Annotated in this window: 24 protein-coding genes; 14 read left to right on the top strand and 10 right to left on the bottom strand. The window is 58.2% G+C overall.

Annotated elements, in window-relative coordinates; all coding sequences use genetic code 11:
- Positions 1–162: 162 nt before the first annotated feature.
- Positions 163–423 (top strand): DUF2790 domain-containing protein, encoded by a 261-nt coding sequence (locus tag LOY31_RS22090; protein ID WP_011335542.1) that lies wholly within the window; start codon positions 163–165, stop codon positions 421–423.
- A gap of 555 nt (positions 424–978) precedes the next feature.
- On the top strand, positions 979–2,229 hold the full coding sequence (locus tag LOY31_RS22095) for a ribonucleotide-diphosphate reductase subunit beta (protein WP_007951068.1): 1,251 nt from the start codon (positions 979–981) through the stop codon (positions 2,227–2,229).
- A 166-nt stretch (positions 2,230–2,395) separates the two neighbouring features.
- Here the strand turns inward: LOY31_RS22095 and LOY31_RS22100 are convergent, their stop codons facing one another.
- A complete protein-coding gene (locus LOY31_RS22100; RefSeq protein ID WP_064383633.1) occupies positions 2,396–3,493 on the bottom strand; it encodes an HNH endonuclease signature motif containing protein in 1,098 nt (365 codons plus the stop codon).
- A 172-nt stretch (positions 3,494–3,665) separates the two neighbouring features.
- Here LOY31_RS22100 and LOY31_RS22105 point away from each other — a divergent pair, with 172 nt between their 5' ends.
- Positions 3,666–4,652, top strand: a complete 987-nt coding sequence (locus LOY31_RS22105) for a hypothetical protein (RefSeq protein WP_258712202.1) — start codon at positions 3,666–3,668, stop codon at positions 4,650–4,652.
- A 3-nt stretch (positions 4,653–4,655) separates the two neighbouring features.
- On the opposite strand, the gene LOY31_RS22110 is transcribed toward LOY31_RS22105, so the two are convergent.
- The 3 genes from LOY31_RS22110 to LOY31_RS22120 all read right to left on the bottom strand — a co-directional run bounded on the left by LOY31_RS22110 (position 4,656) and on the right by LOY31_RS22120 (position 7,529).
- Entirely contained in the window at positions 4,656–5,852 is a 1,197-nt protein-coding gene (locus tag LOY31_RS22110) for a hypothetical protein (RefSeq protein ID WP_258712203.1), read from the bottom strand.
- Positions 5,853–5,938: 86 nt separating this feature from the next.
- Positions 5,939–6,658 carry a DUF6933 domain-containing protein gene (locus tag LOY31_RS22115; RefSeq protein ID WP_258712204.1) on the bottom strand — a complete coding sequence of 240 codons (720 nt, stop codon included), beginning with the start codon at positions 6,656–6,658 and terminating at the stop codon, positions 5,939–5,941.
- Positions 6,659–6,713: 55 nt separating this feature from the next.
- On the bottom strand, positions 6,714–7,529 hold the full coding sequence (locus tag LOY31_RS22120; RefSeq protein ID WP_258712205.1) for a sulfite exporter TauE/SafE family protein: 816 nt from the start codon (positions 7,527–7,529) through the stop codon (positions 6,714–6,716).
- Positions 7,530–7,641: 112 nt separating this feature from the next.
- Here LOY31_RS22120 and LOY31_RS22125 point away from each other — a divergent pair, with 112 nt between their 5' ends.
- The 3 genes from LOY31_RS22125 to LOY31_RS22135 all read left to right on the top strand — a co-directional run bounded on the left by LOY31_RS22125 (position 7,642) and on the right by LOY31_RS22135 (position 9,184).
- Positions 7,642–8,409, top strand: coding sequence for a helix-turn-helix domain-containing protein (locus tag LOY31_RS22125; RefSeq protein ID WP_258712206.1), 768 nt, complete (start codon positions 7,642–7,644; stop codon positions 8,407–8,409).
- A 93-nt stretch (positions 8,410–8,502) separates the two neighbouring features.
- On the top strand, positions 8,503–8,820 hold the full coding sequence (locus LOY31_RS22130) for an XRE family transcriptional regulator (protein ID WP_258712207.1): 318 nt from the start codon (positions 8,503–8,505) through the stop codon (positions 8,818–8,820).
- 43 nt (positions 8,821–8,863) lie between these two features.
- Positions 8,864–9,184 carry a helix-turn-helix domain-containing protein gene (locus tag LOY31_RS22135; protein WP_085606488.1) on the top strand — a complete coding sequence of 107 codons (321 nt, stop codon included), beginning with the start codon at positions 8,864–8,866 and terminating at the stop codon, positions 9,182–9,184.
- Positions 9,185–9,233: 49 nt separating this feature from the next.
- Here LOY31_RS22135 and LOY31_RS22140 read toward each other — a convergent pair whose 3' ends face one another.
- Together LOY31_RS22140 and LOY31_RS22145 are read right to left on the bottom strand one after the other, a co-directional pair.
- The gene (locus LOY31_RS22140; protein WP_258712208.1) at positions 9,234–10,751 is read right to left on the bottom strand and encodes an amidase family protein; all 1,518 of its coding nucleotides are present in this window, start codon (positions 10,749–10,751) and stop codon (positions 9,234–9,236) included.
- 112 nt (positions 10,752–10,863) lie between these two features.
- Positions 10,864–11,937, bottom strand: coding sequence for an MBL fold metallo-hydrolase (locus LOY31_RS22145; RefSeq protein WP_258712209.1), 1,074 nt, complete (start codon positions 11,935–11,937; stop codon positions 10,864–10,866).
- Positions 11,938–12,151: 214 nt separating this feature from the next.
- Between LOY31_RS22145 and LOY31_RS22150 the strand changes: the two genes are divergently transcribed.
- From LOY31_RS22150 to LOY31_RS22160, 3 genes are all read left to right on the top strand, one after another.
- Positions 12,152–12,760: a TetR/AcrR family transcriptional regulator gene (locus LOY31_RS22150; protein WP_258712210.1), complete on the top strand. Its 609-nt coding sequence runs from the start codon at positions 12,152–12,154 to the stop codon at positions 12,758–12,760.
- A 146-nt stretch (positions 12,761–12,906) separates the two neighbouring features.
- Positions 12,907–13,959, top strand: coding sequence for a diguanylate cyclase (locus LOY31_RS22155; RefSeq protein ID WP_085607015.1), 1,053 nt, complete (start codon positions 12,907–12,909; stop codon positions 13,957–13,959).
- Positions 13,960–14,134: 175 nt separating this feature from the next.
- Complete coding sequence (locus LOY31_RS22160; RefSeq protein ID WP_085607017.1) at positions 14,135–15,454, top strand: PAS domain-containing methyl-accepting chemotaxis protein; 1,320 nt, start codon at positions 14,135–14,137, stop codon at positions 15,452–15,454.
- Positions 15,455–15,460: 6 nt separating this feature from the next.
- Here LOY31_RS22160 and LOY31_RS22165 read toward each other — a convergent pair whose 3' ends face one another.
- Positions 15,461–16,402, bottom strand: a complete 942-nt coding sequence (locus LOY31_RS22165) for a LysR family transcriptional regulator (RefSeq protein ID WP_258713627.1) — start codon at positions 16,400–16,402, stop codon at positions 15,461–15,463.
- 15 nt (positions 16,403–16,417) lie between these two features.
- Between LOY31_RS22165 and LOY31_RS22170 the strand changes: the two genes are divergently transcribed.
- Together LOY31_RS22170 and LOY31_RS22175 are read left to right on the top strand one after the other, a co-directional pair.
- On the top strand, positions 16,418–17,125 hold the full coding sequence (locus LOY31_RS22170; RefSeq protein ID WP_258712211.1) for a CTP synthase: 708 nt from the start codon (positions 16,418–16,420) through the stop codon (positions 17,123–17,125).
- A complete protein-coding gene (locus LOY31_RS22175; RefSeq protein WP_258712212.1) occupies positions 17,122–17,436 on the top strand; it encodes an antibiotic biosynthesis monooxygenase in 315 nt (104 codons plus the stop codon). Before LOY31_RS22170 ends, LOY31_RS22175 begins: the two co-directional genes overlap by 4 nt.
- Positions 17,437–17,555: 119 nt before the next feature.
- Here the strand turns inward: LOY31_RS22175 and LOY31_RS22180 are convergent, their stop codons facing one another.
- Positions 17,556–17,882 carry a DUF2025 family protein gene (locus LOY31_RS22180; protein WP_258712213.1) on the bottom strand — a complete coding sequence of 109 codons (327 nt, stop codon included), beginning with the start codon at positions 17,880–17,882 and terminating at the stop codon, positions 17,556–17,558.
- Positions 17,883–18,097: 215 nt separating this feature from the next.
- On the opposite strand from LOY31_RS22180, the gene LOY31_RS22185 reads away from it, so the two are divergent.
- Both LOY31_RS22185 and LOY31_RS22190 read left to right on the top strand, forming a co-directional pair.
- Positions 18,098–19,222 (top strand): glycerophosphodiester phosphodiesterase, encoded by a 1,125-nt coding sequence (locus LOY31_RS22185; RefSeq protein ID WP_258712214.1) that lies wholly within the window; start codon positions 18,098–18,100, stop codon positions 19,220–19,222.
- Entirely contained in the window at positions 19,222–19,905 is a 684-nt protein-coding gene (locus LOY31_RS22190) for a helix-turn-helix domain-containing protein (RefSeq protein WP_258712215.1), read from the top strand. Before LOY31_RS22185 ends, LOY31_RS22190 begins: the two co-directional genes overlap by 1 nt.
- Position 19,906: 1 nt before the next feature.
- Here the strand turns inward: LOY31_RS22190 and LOY31_RS22195 are convergent, their stop codons facing one another.
- Entirely contained in the window at positions 19,907–20,785 is an 879-nt protein-coding gene (locus LOY31_RS22195) for a sterol desaturase family protein (RefSeq protein ID WP_258712216.1), read from the bottom strand.
- 152 nt (positions 20,786–20,937) lie between these two features.
- On the opposite strand from LOY31_RS22195, the gene LOY31_RS22200 reads away from it, so the two are divergent.
- Entirely contained in the window at positions 20,938–21,243 is a 306-nt protein-coding gene (locus tag LOY31_RS22200; protein WP_011335562.1) for a PepSY domain-containing protein, read from the top strand.
- A gap of 60 nt (positions 21,244–21,303) precedes the next feature.
- Here the strand turns inward: LOY31_RS22200 and LOY31_RS22205 are convergent, their stop codons facing one another.
- Positions 21,304–21,747 (bottom strand): hypothetical protein, encoded by a 444-nt coding sequence (locus LOY31_RS22205; protein ID WP_085606509.1) that lies wholly within the window; start codon positions 21,745–21,747, stop codon positions 21,304–21,306.
- Positions 21,748–21,773: the final 26 nt, after the last annotated feature.

The following is a 21,773-nucleotide window of genomic DNA, read 5'->3' on the forward strand; positions in this document are numbered from 1 at the left end:
CTAAAATTCACCTCGCCGACAAGGCAAAGCGATTAACAAGGTTACAGCCCCCACGAAGGCCGTTAATCCAGTTCTGAAGTAACAAACCCAAATGATGAAGTTCCACACGCAACCCCACAAAGGTTGCGTGACCCCACTCGACCTCAAGAAGGTAAATTTCAAATGAAAGCTTTATTGGTTCTGGCCCTCAGCAGTCTGTGCGCAACCGCCATGGCAGACGAGGTTCCGACTGATGTCGCACAGCAACAACCGGCTATCGAGGAATACACTTACTCCACTCACCTGGACATCGCCAAAGTTGTTTCCATGAGCGAAGTTCCGAATGTCTGCGAAGTTGTTCCGGCAAAAATGGAATACGACGACTCCAAGGGTCAGCGTCACATCCTGCGTTACAGCATCATGGGCAACGGCTGCACCAATTGATGAGTTGAGACTGCACCGAATCGGATCACTCAGCGCAACATCGAGGGTCGATTCCAGCCCGGCTTCGGTCGGGCTCAGTTGTGTTTGAAGCGGCGCAAAATGGTTGCAAAACACAAGATATAGTGAAAAACGCGGTTTTTTGCTCGTTTTTTGAGCAATCAATCACACGCCAAAAAATTAATGAAAAAATTTTCTCCGGGGCCAATCCCGGCGAAAGCCCTGTAAACCCTCGCTCCGATCGAAATCACCCCCTGCGCTCGACCGCCCTGCGCTGTTTCGCCCTCCCCCACGCCCGCGTTTTTTTCCCTATAATGCCGCCCAATCGGGTCAGCAATATTCCCTTACAGGGATCAAAGCCATTCTGAAGCCCCGCAGCAGCGACAACGCTGACCTGCGCCCGTCAGAGGCTCTCGGAAACCCGTAAAAATTTTCTGTTTATTGCCTGCGTTGCACCGCTGCAAAAAACGACATCCAACGCGGCCTGTACGGCCGTGTGAAAAACCAACCAATCAGTTTTCACACGGGCACAGGCCCTCACGCAGGAGACGACACGTCATGCTGAGCTGGGACGAATTCGACAAAGAAGACAGTGAAGTAGCAGCAGTGAAAGGCGCCAACGCCGGCCACGCTAGCGAAGCCAACATGGACCGCCTCGACAGCGCCGGCGGTGCCGCCGCCCTCGAAGCCCGCGCCGTGACCGCCGAAGACTCGGCCGCCGTGGCCCGCGCCAAGGCTGCACTGGATTCCCTCGACGTTGCCGAAGGCCTCGCCGAACTCGAAGGCTCCGCCGCCCGTGTCGCCGTTGACGAAAAGCGCATGATCAACTGCCGCGCCGACCTCAACCAGCTCGTGCCATTCAAGTACGACTGGGCCTGGCAGAAATACCTGGACGGCTGCGCAAACCACTGGATGCCGCAAGAAGTCAACATGACCGCCGACATCGCCCTCTGGAAAAACCCGGAAGGCCTGACCGACGACGAGCGCCGCATCGTAATGCGCAACCTCGGCTTCTTCTCCACCGCCGACTCCCTGGTTGCCAACAACCTGGCCCTGGCCGTGTACCGCCTGATCACCAACCCGGAATGCCGCCAGTACATCCTGCGCCAGGCGTTCGAAGAGGCGATCCACACCCACGCCTACCAGTACTGCATCGAATCGCTGGGCATGGATGAAGGCGAGATCTTCAACATGTACCACGAGATCCCGTCGGTCGCGAAAAAAGCCGCCTGGGGCCTGAAATACACCCGCGCCATCTCCGACCCGGAATTCAACACCGGCACCGTAGAGACCGACAAAGAACTGCTGCGCAACCTGATCGCCTACTACTGCGTTCTGGAAGGCATCTTCTTCTACTGCGGCTTCACCCAGATCCTCTCCATGGGCCGCCGCAACAAAATGACCGGCGTCGCCGAGCAGTTCCAGTACATCCTGCGCGACGAATCCATGCACCTGAACTTCGGCATCGACGTGATCAACCAGATCAAAATCGAAAACCCACACCTGTGGGACGCCGAAATGAAGGAAGAAGCTTCGCAGATGATCCTGCAAGGCACCCAGCTGGAAATCGAATACGCCCGCGACACCATGCCTCGCGGTGTGTTGGGTATGAATGCTGCGATGATGGAGGACTACCTGAAGTTCATCGCTAACCGTCGTCTGTCGCAGATCGGTTTGAAGGAAGAGTACCCAGGGACGACTAACCCGTTCCCTTGGATGAGCGAGATTATGGACTTGAAGAAAGAGAAGAATTTCTTTGAGACTCGGGTTATTGAGTATCAGACTGGTGGTGCTCTGAGCTGGGACTAATCGTCTCGGTCGCCACGATTTGACGATTGCTGCTTGAGTCGTCGAGTTGAGAAAACAAAAAGCCCCGATTTGATCGGGGCTTTTTATTGGCAGCGAATTATCTTCCCAATGGGTTAGCTAATGCTTGTCGTCGGCAACGGCGCTTTTGTAATGGCCCCCATCTAAATCAACCTTCAATTACTTCTAATCGCTGCTTCAGTCTTTCATTCACCGCCACTCCGTGCACCCCAGAATGAATCTCCCGGTGACAACTTGGACACACGGCCGCCACATACCGTGGGTGGTCTAACCCGCCATCGGAGACTCGGTTTACGTGATGCGGTTCCAAGTAAGGTGTGCCGTCCTTTTTCGTGAAAGGAGCCGGCCGCTCACAGCTCTCGCATGCGCCTTTGGCACGCATCAGCACATAGTGCGCAACCTTCCGGCTGCGCTGATAGATCTTACGGGGACCGGATTGTTTTAAATCATCACTCCCTGGCTTGCATGCCGCCAACGCAACCAAACGCGCAGCGGCCAAAGAGTCCGGGAAGTCAGCCTCTTCCTCATTCTCCACTTCAGACTCAATCATTTCACTCGGAAAACCAACAGGAACTAGCCGAAAAACAATCGCCGTTCGAGTCTCGCCTTTCACATCCAATTGGTTACGTTTAAACATGTCGGCGCAAGAAAACTCACCCTCGTAAACGTAGCCTTTTCCTTTGCCGAGGGACCTAAACATGTGCAGAGCTCGACCATCCTCGGCATGCCGAGCAATGGCTCGGTTTCCGCGAGTCAATGTCATTGGACCTTGCTGTCCTTCTCCGGTGTATAGATAAGCGCCGTCCTCCCATCCGTCGCTGTAGCCGTATTGCTCTCCGCTATCGCCCGTGAACAAAAAAATCACGGGGTAGGTGGAAGACGCTGCAATTCCGCTTTGTCGACTTCCACCGAACGGTCCGTTGATCTCAGTTCTTCGGTCGTAAACCGCATTATGTGTGAACTGCAATAGAGGTTGAGCTTCCCCACGCGGTAACTCCACAACTGTGAAGCCTCGCTTTTCTAGGTAGCTGTTGGTCGGATGCCCCCCGGAAAAATCTCCGACAGCAAGACCGGTCGCTAATGAGACGATTTTCTTCGCAGGATAGAGCTCACCGCCTACGTTAATGGCATAACGGTGGGCTTGGTTACTTTCCCAACTTTGCCATTCACGCCTGCCCCGAAATTTATGATCAAATTCCAGCATCGCTTTGCTTATTCGTTCCTTCGATACTGCTTTGATCACCACGGATGCTGCCCTTTTTCGACTTTAGCTGTAGGAAAATTCCTATACTCACCAAAGTGCGAAAGGGTTTCAATGCGTAACAGAGCAAAACGCCACTATTTATAGCTTTCAGGTGCGCCATAACTCGCCTCCCGCTATTAATACCCCTCCCCCACTCAAGGACCCGAGCCCCACCATGAAATTCGATCTCGCCTACTGCCTCAGCCTCGACGACAAACTGTCGATCTATGACGTTCGCGATCTCAATTTCGATGAGACGGTGGCGTTCGATTCCGCGAAGGAACACTTCCAGTGCCCCAACGACGCCTGTCGTTCGGCGTTCGATGCCTCCAACGAGTTGGGTACGTTCAACGCCAAGAACGTGAATTACGTGCGTACGCCGCACTTCAAGAACCTGCCCGGTACGCAGCATGTGGCGGGTTGTCCGTATGTGAGTTTGAAGACGTCGGCGTCGGGGGTTGAGGCGGCGGATGGGGAAACGGATGACGGGCGGGAGGAGCATTTCCCGTCGGAGTTGTTGCTGACGCGTCGTGAGTATGTGCGCAAGCCTGCTGCGCCTGCGGGGGCGGCGGATGTGTTGCGGGATGATCCGGTGCGCGTGGCGACTGCCCCCTCAAAAGAGTCGCCGAGTCGTGAGTCGGCACCGGACAAGACCAGTGTCTTCGCTCACCCCGTGGAGTGTTTTGTGTCGAACTTCGCGGACAAGGATTTGCTCAAGCGCATGCCGTTGAAGATTGGCGAGCATACGGCGCCGTACAGTTCGTTCTTCAAGAAGATCGAGTACTTGATGGACAACAAGGGGCTGATTTACTGGGGCCGGATCAAGAAGATCGAGGACTTCCACAGCGCCAGTTTCCGGATCGATTTCGAGGACAAGGTCTGGTTCAAGAAGCCGGATGACAGCAAGAAGAAGCCTTATCCGGTCAGTGTCTATCTCAACAAGAAGCTGATCGACAACTACCGCAAGCGCAAGGCGTTTCTGGAAGAGATCAAGCACGCGATCGACAGTGACAAGGAGTTGTTCTGCTTCTTCTATGGTGTGACGCCGGAGTTGAAGCAGGTGCCGGGCAAGAAGAACCCCGAAAAGCCTTTCGAGGTCTTCAATGCCAATATCGAGAACCTGGATCACTTCATCATTCGTGAAGCGCCGGGTCTGGCGTGATGGTCAGCCCTGGGGCAGTTGCAGATTGACGGCGCCGGGGTGTTGTTTGATGAGGGAGTACGGCAGGATCGACCAGTCCGGCGCATCGCAGGCGCGGGCGACGCGAGCGAAGTAGGCGCCCAGGTACAGACCTTTCGGGGTGAAGTGCCAGGACGGATAACCCCAGATGCTTTCATCGGTATAGTCGCAACTGTCCTCATCGCCCTCCGCTGGTTTCTTCATTTCCTCGGGGTACAGCGCAGTGAGTTGTTTGATCAGCCACGGCACCAGCACTTCGCGCTGGTAAGTCGAGCGCGCTGCACTTTCTTTTTCGCTCAGCGGCTGATCGCCCAGACTATCGCGCTCGGCGTGCAGCAGTGGTTTGCCCTCACCTACCCACAACACATCTTCCAGCGACAACGAATGGCCGGTGTTCACGTCGATGTTGAGCGGCGAATCGCCGAAGTCCGGATGTGCGCCGCCGCAGTAATAACTGGTCGAGATGTTCAGGCTGACCACGGCTGGCGAGATCAATTGCGGTTCTGCCTGCTGCATGAACTCGACGTTTTCCCCGCCCTGCAACTGGCAGCCGTGATAGCTGATGACTTCGCTCCACAAGCGCCCGAGCAACTGTTGGTTGACCCGCTGCAGGTCATCTTTTGGCAGGCCGGACTCCACGGTAAACAAGGCAATCTTCGACTCGGGCTCCGTCCACCATTGCAGGGTGTAGCCCATGAAATCTTCTTTCTTCGTGGCTTTGAGCTTGAGCCCCTGTAGCCGCAGATATTCGTACGGTTCGCTGGCGGGCAGCGTGGCGATGAAGGGCAAAGTTGTGGAGACCGGCGCCGCAAGTTTGGCCTCGGAGAGTTGCACCGCAAGCTTTTTGCCCTGAGGGCTTTGCCATTCGCCCTGCCAGCCGTCGGCCGTTTCTTCCAGCTTGAGGGTCGGCAACGGCTTGTCGTCGCCGTAACGATTGTTGCCTTCGACCAGCGTCAGAGTGGTGTCCTGCAATGCCCCGCTAAGGGGCAAGTCGCGGTGGTACTTCTCGTAGAAGTAACGGCCGGTCACTTCGTCCTGCTGCTGCGTATTGAGCTCAACCACAATCGGCGTCTTGCCCAGCGTGCCGGTGAACACACGTCTGCCATCGTCAGCCTGAGCGGTGGAAAGCAGTGAAAACAGCACGGCGGCATATGGCGCCAGGCGCAACAGTCCCTTGAGCATGGATCGATCCCTGAGTGAGTCGGAGGTCGCGCCGGGACGTGAGTGCCGGCGCTGGTAAATGCGGGGCGGATTATGGCGGGGGTTGTTTAAGTAATCGAGTTTTGTCGGTTGTACTCTTCCAGCCAGGCTTCGCGCTCGACTGCTGCGATCTCCCGATACACTTGCATGCGGCGCGTCTTGGCCGCTTGAACTTCGTCCTCATCCAGAGCGCAATAACGACGAAGCCAATGAACGGTCATTTCCTCATCCGGATAGTAGTAACCCTTGACGCCCTTGCTGTTTCTCGGGGTGTCGTTCATCTGTGCATCAAACACCATGGATGCGACTTCATCAGGCGGTAAACAACCGGCCCCTGCGGCCTTGTCCTGGAAGACCCAGGCAATTTCATCGATGTGTTTTTGTGCGCTGCGATGGCTGCGGCGATATAACTGCTGCGGTCGACACATCCACTGGAATCGCTCAATCAACGGTTCAATATCAATCCATTCGGAGAGCCCGTGATGGGTTGCATGAAGCATTACACCGTTGAACCAGCGATCAGCGAATTGCCCCACAAATGCATCCAGATCGGCCTTTTTCATGTCGGCGAAAACCATGCAATAGCGAGTCTTGATATGCATGGCGAACAGCACATGCTTTCGTTGCACGGTGATCGCATGCACCAGCCACTGTTCGACACCACTGTCCATCTCATCATCTTCGATGGTTGATGACGGCGGGGCGAAATCCACCGGGGTGATTTTTTTGCCCTGGTGAACGCGGCTGAAGAATTTGCTGGCAGCTTCGGTGCAGTTGAAGATCAGCATCCTTGATCTCTAATAAATACTGGAAGTGGTCGATTATGGGGCTGTCGATTGACGGCTACTTAACCGACATTACCACCATCACAATAACCAACAATCCAATATAAACCCAAGCATGCACCCGATCCGGTATCCGCCCGATCCACCGTGTGGCCAGTCGAATCCCCAGCATCGAGCCCAGCGTCAGCACCGCAAACGCCAGCAGATCCACATACCCGACAAACCACGGCCCGAGTTCTGTCTCGCTGTACCCCGCCAACAGCATGTACGTCAGCGTTCCCGCCAGCGCCACTGGCACGCTCAACGGGTTGGCCATCGACGTCGCCTGCGACATGCTCAACCCACAACGCCGCAATAACGGCACGGTCATGACGCTTCCTCCTACACCGAGAAAGGTCGCGATGGCGCCAATGCCTACACCACCGCCGGACGTTTCCAGCGTTCCCAATTGTCGTGGGATGACACCTTCAGACTGCGTAAGAAATCCGCGTCGCAGCAGGCAATCGACAATCGTCACGCCGAGGTAGGCGATGAAGGCATAACGAATGACTTCGCCGCTGACCCACACCGCGGCGATTGCACCGACGACCGCGCCCAATCCGATGAACCCGCCCAAGGGCCACAGGTAATCACGGATGAGGTTGCCGGCGCGGCGATGTTTGCCGGTGGCGACCAGGGCGTTGACGATCATCACGCAGGTCGAGGTGGCGACGGCGATGTGCATGGCGGACTGGCTGATCGGGTCATCGGCGCCGTGGCTCGCGGTGAGCATGCGGTACAGCAGTGGCACGACGACGAAGCCGCCGCCGAAGCCGAAGAGCACGGCGGTGACGCCGGTCAGGCAGCCGAAGAGTGTCAGCAGGAGGTAGAACATGGCGTGTCGTCCGTTGTTTGGGAGCGGTCGACGATAGAGCGGCGGCGCTTGGCCTGCTTCAGCAAGTCAGCCAATAATGTTTGCGTTTACGCCAACTGCTGGGTGCCGCTCGATGCGCAATGTTTCGATCAATCTGCTGGATGACACGCCGCGCCCGGTGGTGGCGATCGGTACGGATTATTCCCACGGCTATCTGTTGCCACGTCATACGCATCGGCGGGCGCAATTGTTGTACGGCGCGACCGGGGTGATGCAGGTCAGCACGCATGACGGCAACTGGGTGGTGCCGCCGCAGCGAGCGGTGTGGATTCCGCCGGGGGTGGCGCATGAGGTGTTGATGCTCGGGGTCAGCACTCGCAGTTTGTATATCGAGCCGGGGGCAGTGGATCTGGGTGAGCGTTGCCAGGTGATCAGTGTGTCGCCGTTGATGCGGCACTTGCTGATGGAGGCCGTGGAGTTGCCGCTGACCTATGACCTTGCCGGGCGTGACGGCGTGCTGGTCGATTTGTTGCTGCATGAATTGGTGCGCAGTGCACCGTTGCCGTTGCATATCCCGCTGCCGTCTGACGGAAGGCTGCTCGAACTGTGTCAGACCTTTCTGCATCAGCCGAATGCCCACCAATCACCCCAGCATTGGGCCGATCAGCTGCACGTAAGCTTACGCACCTTCAACAGACTGTTTCGTCAGCAGACCGGCCTGAGTTTCAGTCAATGGCGCCAGCGCGCCTGCGTGGTATTGGCGCTGGCACGTCTGGCGGCGGGTGAAGCGGTGACGCGGATTGCCCTGGATTTCGGCTATGACAGCCCGGCGGCGTTCTCGACGATGTTCCGCCGGATCCTCGGTCAGGCACCGTCCGTCTGGTTGGAGGCGGCGAACTAGGGCAAATCAAAAAATGCGTTTGATCCCGGCCGAAAACAACTGTACAAAAACACAGTACATTTTCCATCAGCACTCTCGAGCCCGGAGCACACCATGGCCTCTTCAGCGATGAACCTCATCCTCGAACGTATCGCCCTTTTCCAGTTCACCCCGACCCATTGCGCCCAGGCCCGAGGGATGTTGGGCTGGAGCGTTGAACAGTTGTCGCGAGAGGCCAAGGTTTCAGTAGACGACATTCAGCGATTCGAAGCGCAGCAGGACGTGGCGGATGAGGTGCGGCTGGCGTTGACCTATCGGTTTGAGGCGCAGGGGTTGGTGTTCTTTCCGGGGTTTGCGCCGGGGCGTGGGGGGAATGTCAGAGGTGCGATGCCCACGTCGGTTGATCACGAAACTTATGCAATGGCTGATTAAAAAGACCCGTTGAGGTCGGCCCACACGCGGAAGGAACTCGAAATTGATTGGAATCGAAGAAAGCAGCGGGAACATCTACGAGGATCTAGAGATACCAAACGCCAATGAGATGAGGATCAAGTCACAGCTTTCCGCAAAGATCGGTGAAATCATCAAAGCGCGTCATCTCACTCAATCTCAAGCTTCTGAAATTTTGGGGCTGTCACAACCCAAGCTGTCCGAAATGCTGAGAGGAAAATTCCGCGGAATCAGTGAAGCCAAGATGATGGAATGCCTTTCCCACCTCGGCCGAGATGTGCAGATTGTGGTCAAACCGGCCCCCCGCTCTCGCAAAGAGGGCCGAATTGAGGTGGTGTTCGCTTGATACGGCAGTGCTTCAAATATTCGAAGACAACACAGTGCCAGCAAGGAGTTTAATCCTTGAACCCCGGATGACGCAGTTCCATCGAAGCCTGTTCGTAGCTGTACGCCATGGCAAACAACTGTGGCTCGCTCCACTGCTGGCCGTAAAAGAACACGGAGGTCGGCGTGTCGTCATCGCTTATGCCCGAGGGCAAGGTGATTGCCGGGTAGCCTGCGGTGGCGGCGGAGAACTGGGAAAAGCCGTCCGATTCGGCGAACAGGGCATCCAGATTGTGCTCACGCACCTGCTCATCGATAGCGTCTTTGAAGTTCTGGCTGATGGTGGTAATCAGTGCGGTCGCCTCCTGATGGGAAAGCGCCGATGCGTTGATGGCCTCCAGCGTCTGCTGGCCGTGTTGCTCCTCACCGGGGTTGGCCTGGTTGAAGTCGATCAGCGTCTGTAATGAATTGATCGGCAGTCCCTGGCGGCTGGCGAGATATTCGGGCAGTTCGTGCTTCATGCCACCCATCAGGCCGTTAACGTAGTCATCGATGTCCGGCAGACGCACAGTCAGCGGGACCAGCGTAGCGCCCTGCTCTTCCAGGGTGGCCATGGCGGCAAGCATCTCCAGACTCGGCTTCAGTACCATATCGTGGGACCCGGTGTACGCAATCGGATAACCGATCCGTTTGCCTTTCAAGGCTTCACTGGAAAGCAGTGCGGTGTAGTCAACGCCAGTTGGGGCATCGGCAGTCGCGCTGTCCGAGGTGTCAATGCCTTGCATGACATTGAACAGCAGCGCGGCATCCCGCACGGTGCGGGTCAGCGTGCCCGGCGTGTCTTGCAAGCGGGTGATCGGCACGATGCCGGAACGACTGAATAATCCCAGCGTCGGTTTGACGCCAACCACACCGGTGGCCGACGCCGGGCAACTGATCGAACCATTGGTTTCAGTCCCCAACGCCAGCGGAGTGAAACCGGCGGCGACCGCTGCCGCCGGGCCGGAACTGGAACCACAGGTGCTTTCACTCAGCACATGAGGATTTTTCCCCTGGCCGCCGCGCCCGCTCCACCCCAAGGGCACGGCCATATCACGCATCCCTGACCACTCGCTCATGTTGGCCTTGCCCAACAGAATGGCGCCGGCATCGCGCAGTTGTTTAACCGTAAATGCATCTTGAGCTGCCGGTTGCCCGACCATGGCCAACGAGCCGGCACTGGTTTGCATGCTGTCGGCAGTATCGAAGTTGTCCTTCAACAGAACAGGAATGCCATGCAGCGGACCACGGAGTTTGCCTTGCGCACGCTCTTCATCCATCACGGTCGCGATGTCGAGAGCCTGAGGGTTCATTTCGATGATGGCGTTGAGTGTCGGGCCTTGCTTGTCCAGATCCGCAATGCGCGTGATCAGATGTTGAACCAGTGCGACCGAGGTCAGTTCGTTGCTGACCATCATTGCACTCAGCTCGCTGGCGCTGGCGTATTCAAGTGTTGCACTGGAGGGCGCCGCGAAAGCGGCGCTGCTGGTCAGCGAAAGCAGGATGGCCTGCGCCAGCGTGTTCGCGCTGCGTTTAAAGCGAATTTTCATTTTCTAGTCCTTGTTTAAGCCAATCACGAGTGAGTCATTTCACTCGCGACCAAGCCTACCGAAGCCGCAGGAAACGGCTGTCAGCAACAAGAACCAGTGCTGGTAGGAAAACTCACCCAGCCTTGTAGCCGCTACAAGCAACGCGCCCTTTTTCTGACATCTCCTGTTCCATTTCCAACCACCACGCGTCCCCACGTTGCGGTTGCATCAGGTTGAATGCCTCGCCCATTTTCGGCGTGGTGATCGACACGCTACGCTCCCAGGCCAAAGCAAGAATGCGGTCGAAGGGCTCATGCCAGGCGTGCATTGCCAGGTCGAACGTGCCGTTGTGGATCGGGAACAGCCAGCGGCCCTTGAGGTCGATGTGGGCCTGCAGGGTTTCTTCCGGTTGCATGTGCACGTAAGGCCACTCGACGTTGTAGGCACCCGTCTCCATCAGGGTCAGATCGAAGGGACCGAACTGTTCACCAATGCGTTTAAAACCGTCGAAGTAGCCGCTGTCACCGCTGAAGAAAATTCGCGTGTCGCCATCGATGATCACCCACGAAGCCCACAACGTCTGGTTGCCGTCGAACAGGCCACGTCCGGAGAAGTGCTGCGACGGGGTGGCGATGAAGCGGATGCCGGCGACTTCGGTGCCTTGCCACCAGTCGAACTGGCGGATCTTGTTGGCATCAATGCCCCATTTGACCAGGGTGTCGCCAACCCCCAGCGGAGTCAGGAACACGTTGACCTTGTCCGCCAGTTTCAACACTGCTTCGTAGTCGAGGTGGTCGTAGTGGTTATGCGACAGGATCACGGCTTCGATCGGCGGCAATTCATCGATGCTGATCGGTGGCTGGTGAAAGCGTTTCGGCCCGGCCCATTGAACAGGCGAGGCACGCTCGGCGAACACCGGGTCGGTGATCCAGAACTTGTCTTGCAGTTTGAGCAGCAAGGTCGAGTGGCCGAGGCGATAGACGCTGTGGTTGGGCGCCGCGATCAGGTCCGCGCGGGTCAGTGGCTGCACCGGAATGGCCGCCGCCGGCCGGGTGTTGCGCGGTTTGTGAAAGATCATGTTCCACATGATCCGCAGCATCTTGCGCACACCTTCGCGCTGCACCGGCGCGTGGTTGCGGAATACGCCTTCGGCCTGACGCGAAGGTTCAGGGGTTTGACTGCCCGCAGAAGCAATGGATTTGGCCATGACTGAATGACTCCGGAAACACCGCGCAATTCACGGCTTTCCACGGTGGGACGATAAATGGCCAAGGCACGCACGCATCAGCCGGACATCTGGTTTTAGGTTGCACCGATTAACGCAACATTACACTGACCGGTGTAGTTTCTAGGTTGCATCAAACTTGATGACAAGTAAACTGCCTAGTGTAATTTCACCCTTTTCCTGCCGAATCGAATTTATGACAGCTCCCCAGCGACTCACCGACCGTAAACGCGAAGCCATCATCCAGGCCGCGATCGCCGAATTCCGAACCAACGGTTTCGAGGTCACCAGCATGGACAAGATCGCGGCCACTGCCGGGGTATCGAAGCGCACGGTGTACAACCATTTTCCGAGCAAGGAAGAGCTGTTCGCCGAAATTCTCAACCAGTTGTGGGCACGGATCAGCACCGAGCAAGCCGTGTCGTATCAGCCTGATCAGCCCTTGCGCGATCAATTGCGAACGATGCTGCTGGCCAAACTGCAGATGATGGCGGACGACAACTTCATGAATCTGGCCCGCGTCGCCATCGCGGCCGCGATCCACTCGCCGGAGCGCGCGCAGAACATGGTGGCGCGCATGGGCGAACGTGAGGAAAGCGTGACCGTGTGGATTCGCGCAGCCCAGGCGGACGGTCGGCTGAAACCGGTCGATCCGGAGTTCGCCGCGCATCAGGTGCAGGGATTGCTGAAGACCTTTGCCTTCTGGCCGCAGATATCCATGGGCCAGCCCTCGCTCGACAGCACAGCGCAAAATGCCGTGGTCGACTCTGCACTGGACATGTTCCTGGCTTGCTATCAGCTCTAGATTGGGCCTGCGCCACGGTAAATGGCTCACAAGGACACTGAAATTTCCCGCTGGAATAAATGACAATGTCTGTCATTGGCCGATGAACGGTCAGTCTGAAGAATTACACTACAAAGTGTTTCAGAATGAATCTGGCGCAGAACACCATGGAAAACCAACGCGGCAAAGGCTTGTCATTCGCCAGACGCATTTACTTGCCAAGGGCCATCGGACTGGGCATCGGTTTCTTCAGTGTCGGCGCCGCGCTGTATCCGTTGAACATGCCGGGCTGGCTCTGGGCGTTGTTGCTGTTCAACGGTTTTCTCTGGCCGCACGTGGCCTATCAATGCTCGACCCGCTCGGCTTTCCCCTACCGCGCCGAACGCCGCAACCTGCTCTATGACTCGGTGTGCGGCGGATTCTGGACCGCGTGTTTCCAGTTCAATCCGCTGACCACCGTGACCATCCTGTCGATGATGACCATGAACAACGTGGCCGCCGGCGGCCAGCGTCTGTTCCTGCTCGGCGCCCTCGCCCAGGTGATCGGCGTGCTGCTGGGCTGGTCAGTGTTCGGCGTCCATTTCACCCTGACGGCCACGCAGACTCAGGTCTGGGCCTGCCTGCCGATGCTGACGCTTTATCCGCTGGCGCTGGGCATGGTCTGTTACCGGTTGGCGATCAAACTCGCCGAGCACAAACGCAGCTTGAGCGCCCTGAGCCGCACCGACAGCCTGACCGGCCTGCTCAACCACGGCGCCTGGAAAGACCTGCTACACCTCAAGTTCCAGCAATGTCGGCAGCACAATTCCCAAGCCATTCTGGCGCTGATCGACATCGATCATTTCAAGTCGATCAACGACAGTTACGGACACATCGTCGGCGATGCGGTGCTGCGGCAATTGAGCCGCGAGCTGAAATTCGTGCTCGATGAAAGCGAGCTGGCCGGGCGGTATGGCGGCGACGAATTCTGCGTGATCCTGCCCAACCTGCCGCTGAACAAAGCCGAAGCGCTGATGGAGCGACTGCGTCAGGGAATGGATCGTTACCGCCATTGCGACGTCCCCGAGCTGCGCGTCAGCCTGAGCATCGGCCTCGCCCGTTATCAAGCTTCTTACGCCGACGCCCTTGAGTGGTTCGACGATTCCGACAAGGCGCTATACGCGGCCAAGCACACGGGACGTAACACAATCAGCGTAGCGTTGAGTCGATCCAACGCTTGAAAAAACTTGTACAAAATTGAGAAAAATCGATTTCTTGTACAAGTTTATAAAGTTTTGTATAAGTGAATTCGCCAGCCGGGATGCTGGCACACTGCTTCCAGCCATTGATATATCTGGCTGGCTGACGCGGAAACAGGGAACCCACCTCCAGCCCTATTTCCAGAGTGCCATGAGCATGATTTTCAACCGTCACAAGACTGCCCTCGTCGATCTCCAAGACACCATCAACCAACAAGCCGGCCTGCTGGAGGCGATCAACCGCTCCATGGCAGTGATCGAATTCGACGTCGACGGTGTGGTTCTGCGCGCCAACGACAACTTCCTGAAAACCATGGGTTACACCCGCGAACAGGTGATCGGCCAGGCCCATCGCCACTTCTGCTCGCCAGAGTTTGCCCGTGGCAATCAGTACACCGAGTTGTGGTCGCGATTGAAAAGTGGCCAGTTCCAGTCTGGCACCTTTGAACGCATCGACAGCCAGGGCCGCCCGATCTGGCTCGAGGCCAGCTATAACCCGATCAAGGATGACTCGGGCCGCGTGGTCAAAGTGGTCAAGTACGCCATGGATGTCACCGCCAAAGTGCAGCAGGAAAGCGAAGCCAATGCGAAATTGCAGGCGATCGACCGCGCCATGGCGGTGATCGAATTCGATCTCGACGGCAATATCCTCACCGCCAATCAGAATTTTCTGACGCGCATGGGCTACACCCTCGCCGAACTCAAAGGCAAACATCACCGTTTGTTCTGCCCCGCGCAACTGGTCAACAGCAGCGCCTATCAGGATTTCTGGCGCCGGTTGAATCAGGGCGAACTGTTTCAGGGCCAATTCGAACGCATCGACAAACGCGGTCAGACCGTGTGGCTCGAAGCCAACTACAACCCTGTTTATGACGCTGCTGGCCGATTGTGCAAAGTGGTGAAGTTCGCCTCGGACGTCACCGCCCGCGTCGAGCAGCACGAGCAGGATGCACGCAGCGCCAGCGCCGCCTATCACATCTCCGTCGCCACCCGAAAAGTCGCCGAGCAAGGTACGCAAGTGATCCAGCAAGCGGCCAGTGAAATGCGCGACATCGCCGACGACATTGCCGAATCCTCGACCTTGATCGCGCAACTGGGCGAGCGCTCCGAACAGATCACCGCCATCGTCAACACTATTCGCGCGATTGCCGATCAGACCAACCTGCTGGCCCTGAATGCCGCCATCGAAGCCGCCCGTGCCGGCGAGCAGGGTCGTGGCTTTGCCGTGGTGGCGGATGAAGTGCGGCAGCTGGCGGCGCGCACCAGCGGCTCGACAGCGGAAATTTCCAACATGATCGGCCTGATCCAGAGCGAAACTCGTCAGGCGATCAAGAGCATGGAGGGCACCCAAGGTCGCGCGGCGCAAGGTGTCGAACTGGCGAATCAGGCCGGCACGGTGATTTTGCAGATCCGCGACGGCGCCAGCGAAGCAGTGGAAGCTGTGAGCATGTTCGCCAATGACCGGGCGCCGGGTTAAACACGATCACGGCAAACGCAGCGCCCGCCCCAGTTCATCGAACAGCGTGACCACCGAGCGCAATGCGCGGCAGTCCGGGCGGGTCAGCAGCCACAGCGCGGTGTCGTAACCGTGCAAGGGTTCGCTCAAGGCTTGCAGCCCTTCGTTGATGAGAAAGTCCGGCAACGCCGCTACGCCCAGTCCGGCGCGGACCAACTCCGTCACGGACAGCATGCTGTTGCAGCGATAGCTCGGCGTCACACCGGGCAATTGCTGGCGGCGCCAGGCGACGGTCGGGTGATCGGGCAGAAAGTCGTCCGGGGCGATCCACGTCAGCGCTGCCAGATCGGCCGCTTCAACATTTTGTAGATAACGCTGACTGGCGCAGACCCGGTAGGAAATCTTCGCCAGCTCCCGTCCGACCAGATGCTCCGGCGGTGTACGCGTCAGGCGCAGGGCGATGTCGGCATCGCGGCGGCTGAGGTTGGCGAAATCATTGGAAGTGCTCAGCTCGATGGTCAGCGCCGGATAGTTCGGCATGAACTGCGCCAGCGCCGGCAGCAGCAGACCTTGCAACACCGAATCGGTACAGGTCAGGCGCACCGTGCCGCTGACTACTTCGCCGCCCTGCTCCACACCAATACGCGCAGCTTCGAGTGCCTGCTCGGCACGTTCGGCCTGCTCGGCCAGGGTTTGCGCGAGGCTGGTGGGCAGATAACCGGCGCGGCTTTTTTCGAACAGTTGCTGACCGAGTGAAGCCTCCAGTCGGCGTACGGCGCGAAACACCGTCGATACATCGACCTTCAACAGCTGCGCGGCCCGGGCCAGAGAGCCTCCGCGCACTAAAGCGAGGATCAGGGCCAGATCCGGGAAATCAAGTTGGTATTGCGTGGCTGCATTGATCACTTGGGCAAACGCCAATTTAGAGTGCGTGAACGCCAATCTATAGTGAGCTTCGTCCCTCAACAAGCACAGCGAGTACTCATGGAATCCAGAGCCCTGCGCATCGCCCTGATCGGTGATTTCGATCCGCAAGTCACTGCCCACCAGGCCATCCCGATAGCCCTAGGACTGGCGGCGGAACACCTTCGCCGTCCGGTCGAATTCGAATGGTTGGCCACCGACCGAATCCTGCCCGAGACGCCGCTGGAACCATTCGACGGTTTCTGGTGTGTGCCGGCCAGCCCCTACAAAAGCGAAGACGGAGCCCTGCGAGCCATCCGTTTTGCCCGCGAGCAGCAGCGCCCTTTCCTCGGCACCTGCGGCGGTTTTCAACATGCCGTACTGGAGTTTTCCCGCAACGTGCTGGGCTGGGTCGACGCCGAACATGGCGAAACTTCACCTGACTCGAGCCGCGCAGTGCTCACACCGCTGACCTGCTCGCTGGTGGAAGCGGTGGACAGCATTCATCTGGTGCCCGGTTCGTTGATCGCCAAGGCGTACGAAACGTCGGAGATTCGTGAAGGCTATCGCTGCCGCTACGGTGTAAATCCGCAGTTCGAACGGGAGTTGCTGACCCATGAACTACACGCCGTGGGGCACGATTCGGCAGGCGATCTGCGCGCCATCGAACTGAAAAACCATGTGTTCTTCGTCGCCACGCTGTTCCAGCCGGAACGTGCGGCGCTCAAGGGGCAATTGCCGCCACTGGTGCGGGCGTTTGTTGAAGCCTGCTCGGAGCAATGTCGATGAAACCGAACACTGAGTGTTTCGCCGTGATCTTCACTTCGACCCGCACCGAAGGTGACAACGGCTATGCCGAAGCCTCCGAGCGCATGATGCAACGGGTTGCCGAGCAACCGGGGTTTCTCGGTATCGATTCGATCCGTGGGGCAGACGGAGTGGGGATTACGGTTTCGTACTGGGAGAGTGAGGCGGCGATTCTCGCCTGGCGCGTGCATCCGGAGCACCGGGTGATTCAGGCGCGTGGGCGGGCTGAGTGGTATTCGGCTTTTCAGACGCGAGTGTGTCGGGTGGAGCGGGAGTATCGGTTCGGCCAGTGAGTATTGAGGTGTACTCACTGGCCCTTTCGCGGGCAAGCCCGCTCCCACTTCTCAAGATCACGCGGTACCTGTGGGAGCGGGCTTGCCCGCGAAGGGGCCGGAACAGTCACAGCAGAACCTCAGCCCCTCACCAGACTACGCATCGCCTCAATCTCCGGCACTTCGCGTTTACTCATGTAAACGCGCAACGGCTCGGTGATGTTGATCCGGTCATCGATGTTCTGATTCAGCAATAACTGGATCAGCTCACGCTTGAGAGTCATGGTCTGTTCGGTGGTCGGTGCCCAGACAAATTCGCTGCACGGGATGATGCCGTCATCGGCCACGTCCATGCCGAACGAGTCCTCACTGAAGCGCACGATGTACTGGCCGGTCTTGCGGTTGAGGCCGACGAAGCCTTTGAGGTCGTCGGCGGCCTGGCAGATGAGTTGCGATGTGATGCGCATGGTAAACCTCACAAGAGTGATCCAAGGTTTACACGCAGGGCATTGAGGCACACCCTCTACCGGGGCGGTTGCCGTGGCCAAGCGTACTGCAAACAAACGCACAAAAGTGCGGAAATTTTCGCTTTCAGTACGTTTATGTCGGTCTTGCGATAGCACGTTTTCGTTTGAGTTGCTAAAAGGGACATCTTCGAAAATACCTGCGAAAGGACCTCGACATGCCCGCCACGTTTACCAAAAGCGCTCTGCTGCTGAGCCTGATGCTCGGCTTCGGTCAGGCCCACGCCGCCAGCCAGCCAAACCCGGTTGCGCTCGCTGCCTCCGAGGGCATTCCGCACCCGGCGGTGATCGCCCACCGTGGCGCGTCCTTCGATGCCCCGGAATCCACCGCTGCGTCCTACAAACTGGCGCGCGACCTGGGGGCCGATTACCTGGAAATGGACTTGCAGCGCAGCAAGGACGGCGTGCTGTTCGCCCTGCACGACGACAACCTACAGCGCACCACCGACGTTGCCACCAAGTTTCCGGAGCGCAAGGACAGCCCGGCCAATGCCTTCACCATGGCCGAACTGAAAACCCTCGACGCCGGCAGCTGGTACAACGCCAAGTACCCGGATCGCGCGCGGCCGTCCTACGTCGGTCTGAAGATTCTGACCCTCGACGAAATCATCGACATCGCCCGGGCCAATCCGAAGCACAAGCCGGGCCTGTACATCGAAACCAAGGAGCCGAAGCTGTTCCCGGGGATCGAACATGACCTGAAGGAAAAACTCCAGGCCCGCGGCTGGCTGATCCCGGCGGGCGCCAAACCGGCTAAAAACGTCGCCAGTGTCGGCGAAAGCAACGGCAAGGTGATCCTGCAAACCTTCGAGAAGAGCAGCCTGGAAATGCTGCAAAAGGAAATGCCGCAGGTGCCGAAGATCCTGTTGCTGTGGGTCGGCGAAGGCAGCATCGAGCCGAAATCCAAAGTGACCTTTGCCGAATCCGGCGAGAAGGACAAGAACGCGTTTTACGGCAAGCAGGAGCCGAAATCCGAAGCCGAGTTCAAGCAATGGATCGACTACGCCAAGGCCCAGGGTGCAATCGGCACCGGCCCTTCGGCGAAGCTGACCCACGGCGGCGATCAGAGCTATTCGGATCTGGTGCAGCCATGGATGAACAAGTACACCCACGACAAGGGTCTGCTGGTGCACGTCTACACAGTGGATGAGCCGGTGGACTTCGAAAAAGTCATGGCCTCTGGTGTCGACGGCATCTTCACCAACCGCGCCAGCGAACTGCTGAAATTCTACAAACGCCCGGCCGCCAGTGTGGATCAGGTGTTGAAGAACAACGGCTTCTGATGCAACCGGACACCCCGTGGACAGGCCGCCTCTGGCTGGGGCACGACCATGGCCTGATCCACGGGATGTCGGGGCGCACTGCGCCCCACTCCCACTATGCCCACCAACTGATTCTTGCCCCTGACCGCCCGGTGACGGTGTTGGTCGAGGACAACCCCGTCACCACTTCCCGCCTGCTGATTGCCTCGCAGACCCGGCATGCGATTGTCGAGGCACCGGATCCTGTGTTCACCGTTTACGCCGAACCATTGCGGTTTGATGCCGAGACATTGCGCGATGCGCTGTTCGACATCGAGTGGTCGCTGCCGGCGCTGGATCTCGCCATTGGCCAATGCCCGCGTCGCCCTCTGAATGACCCGCGAATCGAACGGGCCCTCGCCAATGTCGATGCCTCGCTGTCGAGCAAAGTCGCCGCCAGCGCTGTGGCCGATTCCGCCCATGTGTCGCTGAGCCAGTTGCAGCGGTTGTTCGTCAGTCAGGTCGGTTTGCCGGTGCGGCGGCTAGTGCTGTGGCGCCGGTTGCGGCTGGCGATGGCGGCGATTCTGGCGGGTAGCCCGGTGACCGAGGCCGCACACGCCGCCGGGTTTGCCGACTCCGCACACTTCTCCCGCAGCCTGAAAAAACTCTTCGGTGTCACCGCGCGTCAGGCGTTGCAGCACATCGAATTGCGCTTGCTGGACTGACTCAACGTCTCAAGCCCTCCGGCACTTTCGGTTCGTTGCCCAACGCTGCCGGCTCGAACGGATCGAGCAACTGCGCCACGTAGTCACGGGGAAAATCCGGACGACTGCCGATGCCCAGATCGCCCTCGCCGATCCGGTAATCCTTAGTGCAAAACCCAGTGCCCAACAGCCAGTCCCACAGGGTAAAGAACAGCCCGAAATTGACGTCACCGGCGCGCCCGTACTTCATGTGATGAAATCGGTGCAGAGGCGCCCAGGCGAAAATCCAGCGCAACGGGCCAATACGCATGTCGACGTTCGAATGCTGCAACAACAGCTGGATCGCAATGGCGAATGCCAGCAACACCGCCACCTCGGACGGAATGCCCAACACCAGCAACGGCAACAACCCCGCCGTCGCCTCCAGCAGTTGATGCAGCGGATGCTTCATCAAACCGTTGAACCCGTAGAGCCGCTCGACGCTGTGATGAATCGCGTGCAGCCGCCACATACACGGCACGCGATGGCTGGCGTAATGCATCAGACTCACGCCCGCATCGGCGATGAAAATCGCCAGCGCCACTTGCAGCCACAGCGGCCAGCTCGACGGCCACGCACCGTCAATCGCCAGCAGCGCCACCAGCCCCGGCAATGCCAGCAGGCCGAGGGCATTCAGCGCTTCGTTGACCAGCGCGTGCAGGATGTCGCGCCGACGGTCACCGGCGGGTCGGTTCCAGTTCACTTCATAAGGCAACAGCCATTCACCCGCGAACGACACCGTCAGCGCTAAAACAAAAAGCGGCAACAACCACAACAGCGAATACCCCGCCAGCCCAATTCCGCCGCCAATAAATCCAACCCAGAACAACGGCGCGTACAGCCACGAAAAGATGCGTTTCATGCTCACCTCCATTTATCGAAGGCTAAGCATGAAAGTTTGCGCAGAACCGCAATTGAACAAACGACGCAAACCGGTCGGGGTTTTTTAAGGGTGAGTTAAGTTGCGGCGATTAACCTGAACTCACTTAAACGAATCACCCAAAGGAATAACCGATGAAAACCCTGACTGCCCTGTTTACCGCTGCCGCCCTGACCCTCACCGCTGGCCTGGCCCAGGCTGACGTTCGCGTTGACCAGATCCCGCAACTGGTCAAGGAAGGCAAGATCAAGTCGCTGGAGTCGATGAACGAACAAGCGCTGAAACTGCATCCGGGCGCGACCATTACCGATACCGACCTGGATAATCACTTCAATGGTTATGAGTACGAAGTTGAATTGCGTACTGCTGATGGCAAGGAGTTCGATGTGGACTTCGATGCGACCACTGGCAAGGTGCTGAGCGACAAGCAGGACACTTGATTGGCTGATAAATCAAAGCCGCACGACTTTTGGGTTGTGCGGCTTTTTTGTGTCTGCAATTTATGCGGAGGTGCTGACCAGCGAGCCCGACGTACTCGAATCCGAATCCTGCAAAGCCGCCAACAACGCCGCCGTCGCCGTCTGCAACGAAGCCGACGTCGTCGCGATCTGCGACTGCGCCGCCGCAACATCCGCCGCCTTGGCATCCTGGCTTTCCTGCTTCGCCTGAGCCGCTTGCAGCGCCTTTTGCTCTTCCTGCAACTGCTTCTGCAACTCGGCAATCTGCTTGCGCAGTTCTTTCACGGTGTCCGATTCATCGCTGCTGGAACTGCTGTCCCCCGCCGGCGCCGCCCCGCCGCCCGCCGCGACTTTGCTGGTGTCGGCTTTCACGCCGGTGCTGGCCGCCGCGGTGGTCGAGGTGTCGTCACCGGTGTCGGCAATCGAGGTTTTGCTGGTGGGCGTGGTAACGGTCTGATTGATCGAAACAGACGTGATGCTGACCATGGGAAATCTCCAATGCCGGTTATAGA

This window comes from Pseudomonas sp. B21-021 (assembly GCF_024749205.1).
In the GTDB taxonomy this organism is placed as follows: domain Bacteria; phylum Pseudomonadota; class Gammaproteobacteria; order Pseudomonadales; family Pseudomonadaceae; genus Aquipseudomonas; species Aquipseudomonas paraglycinae.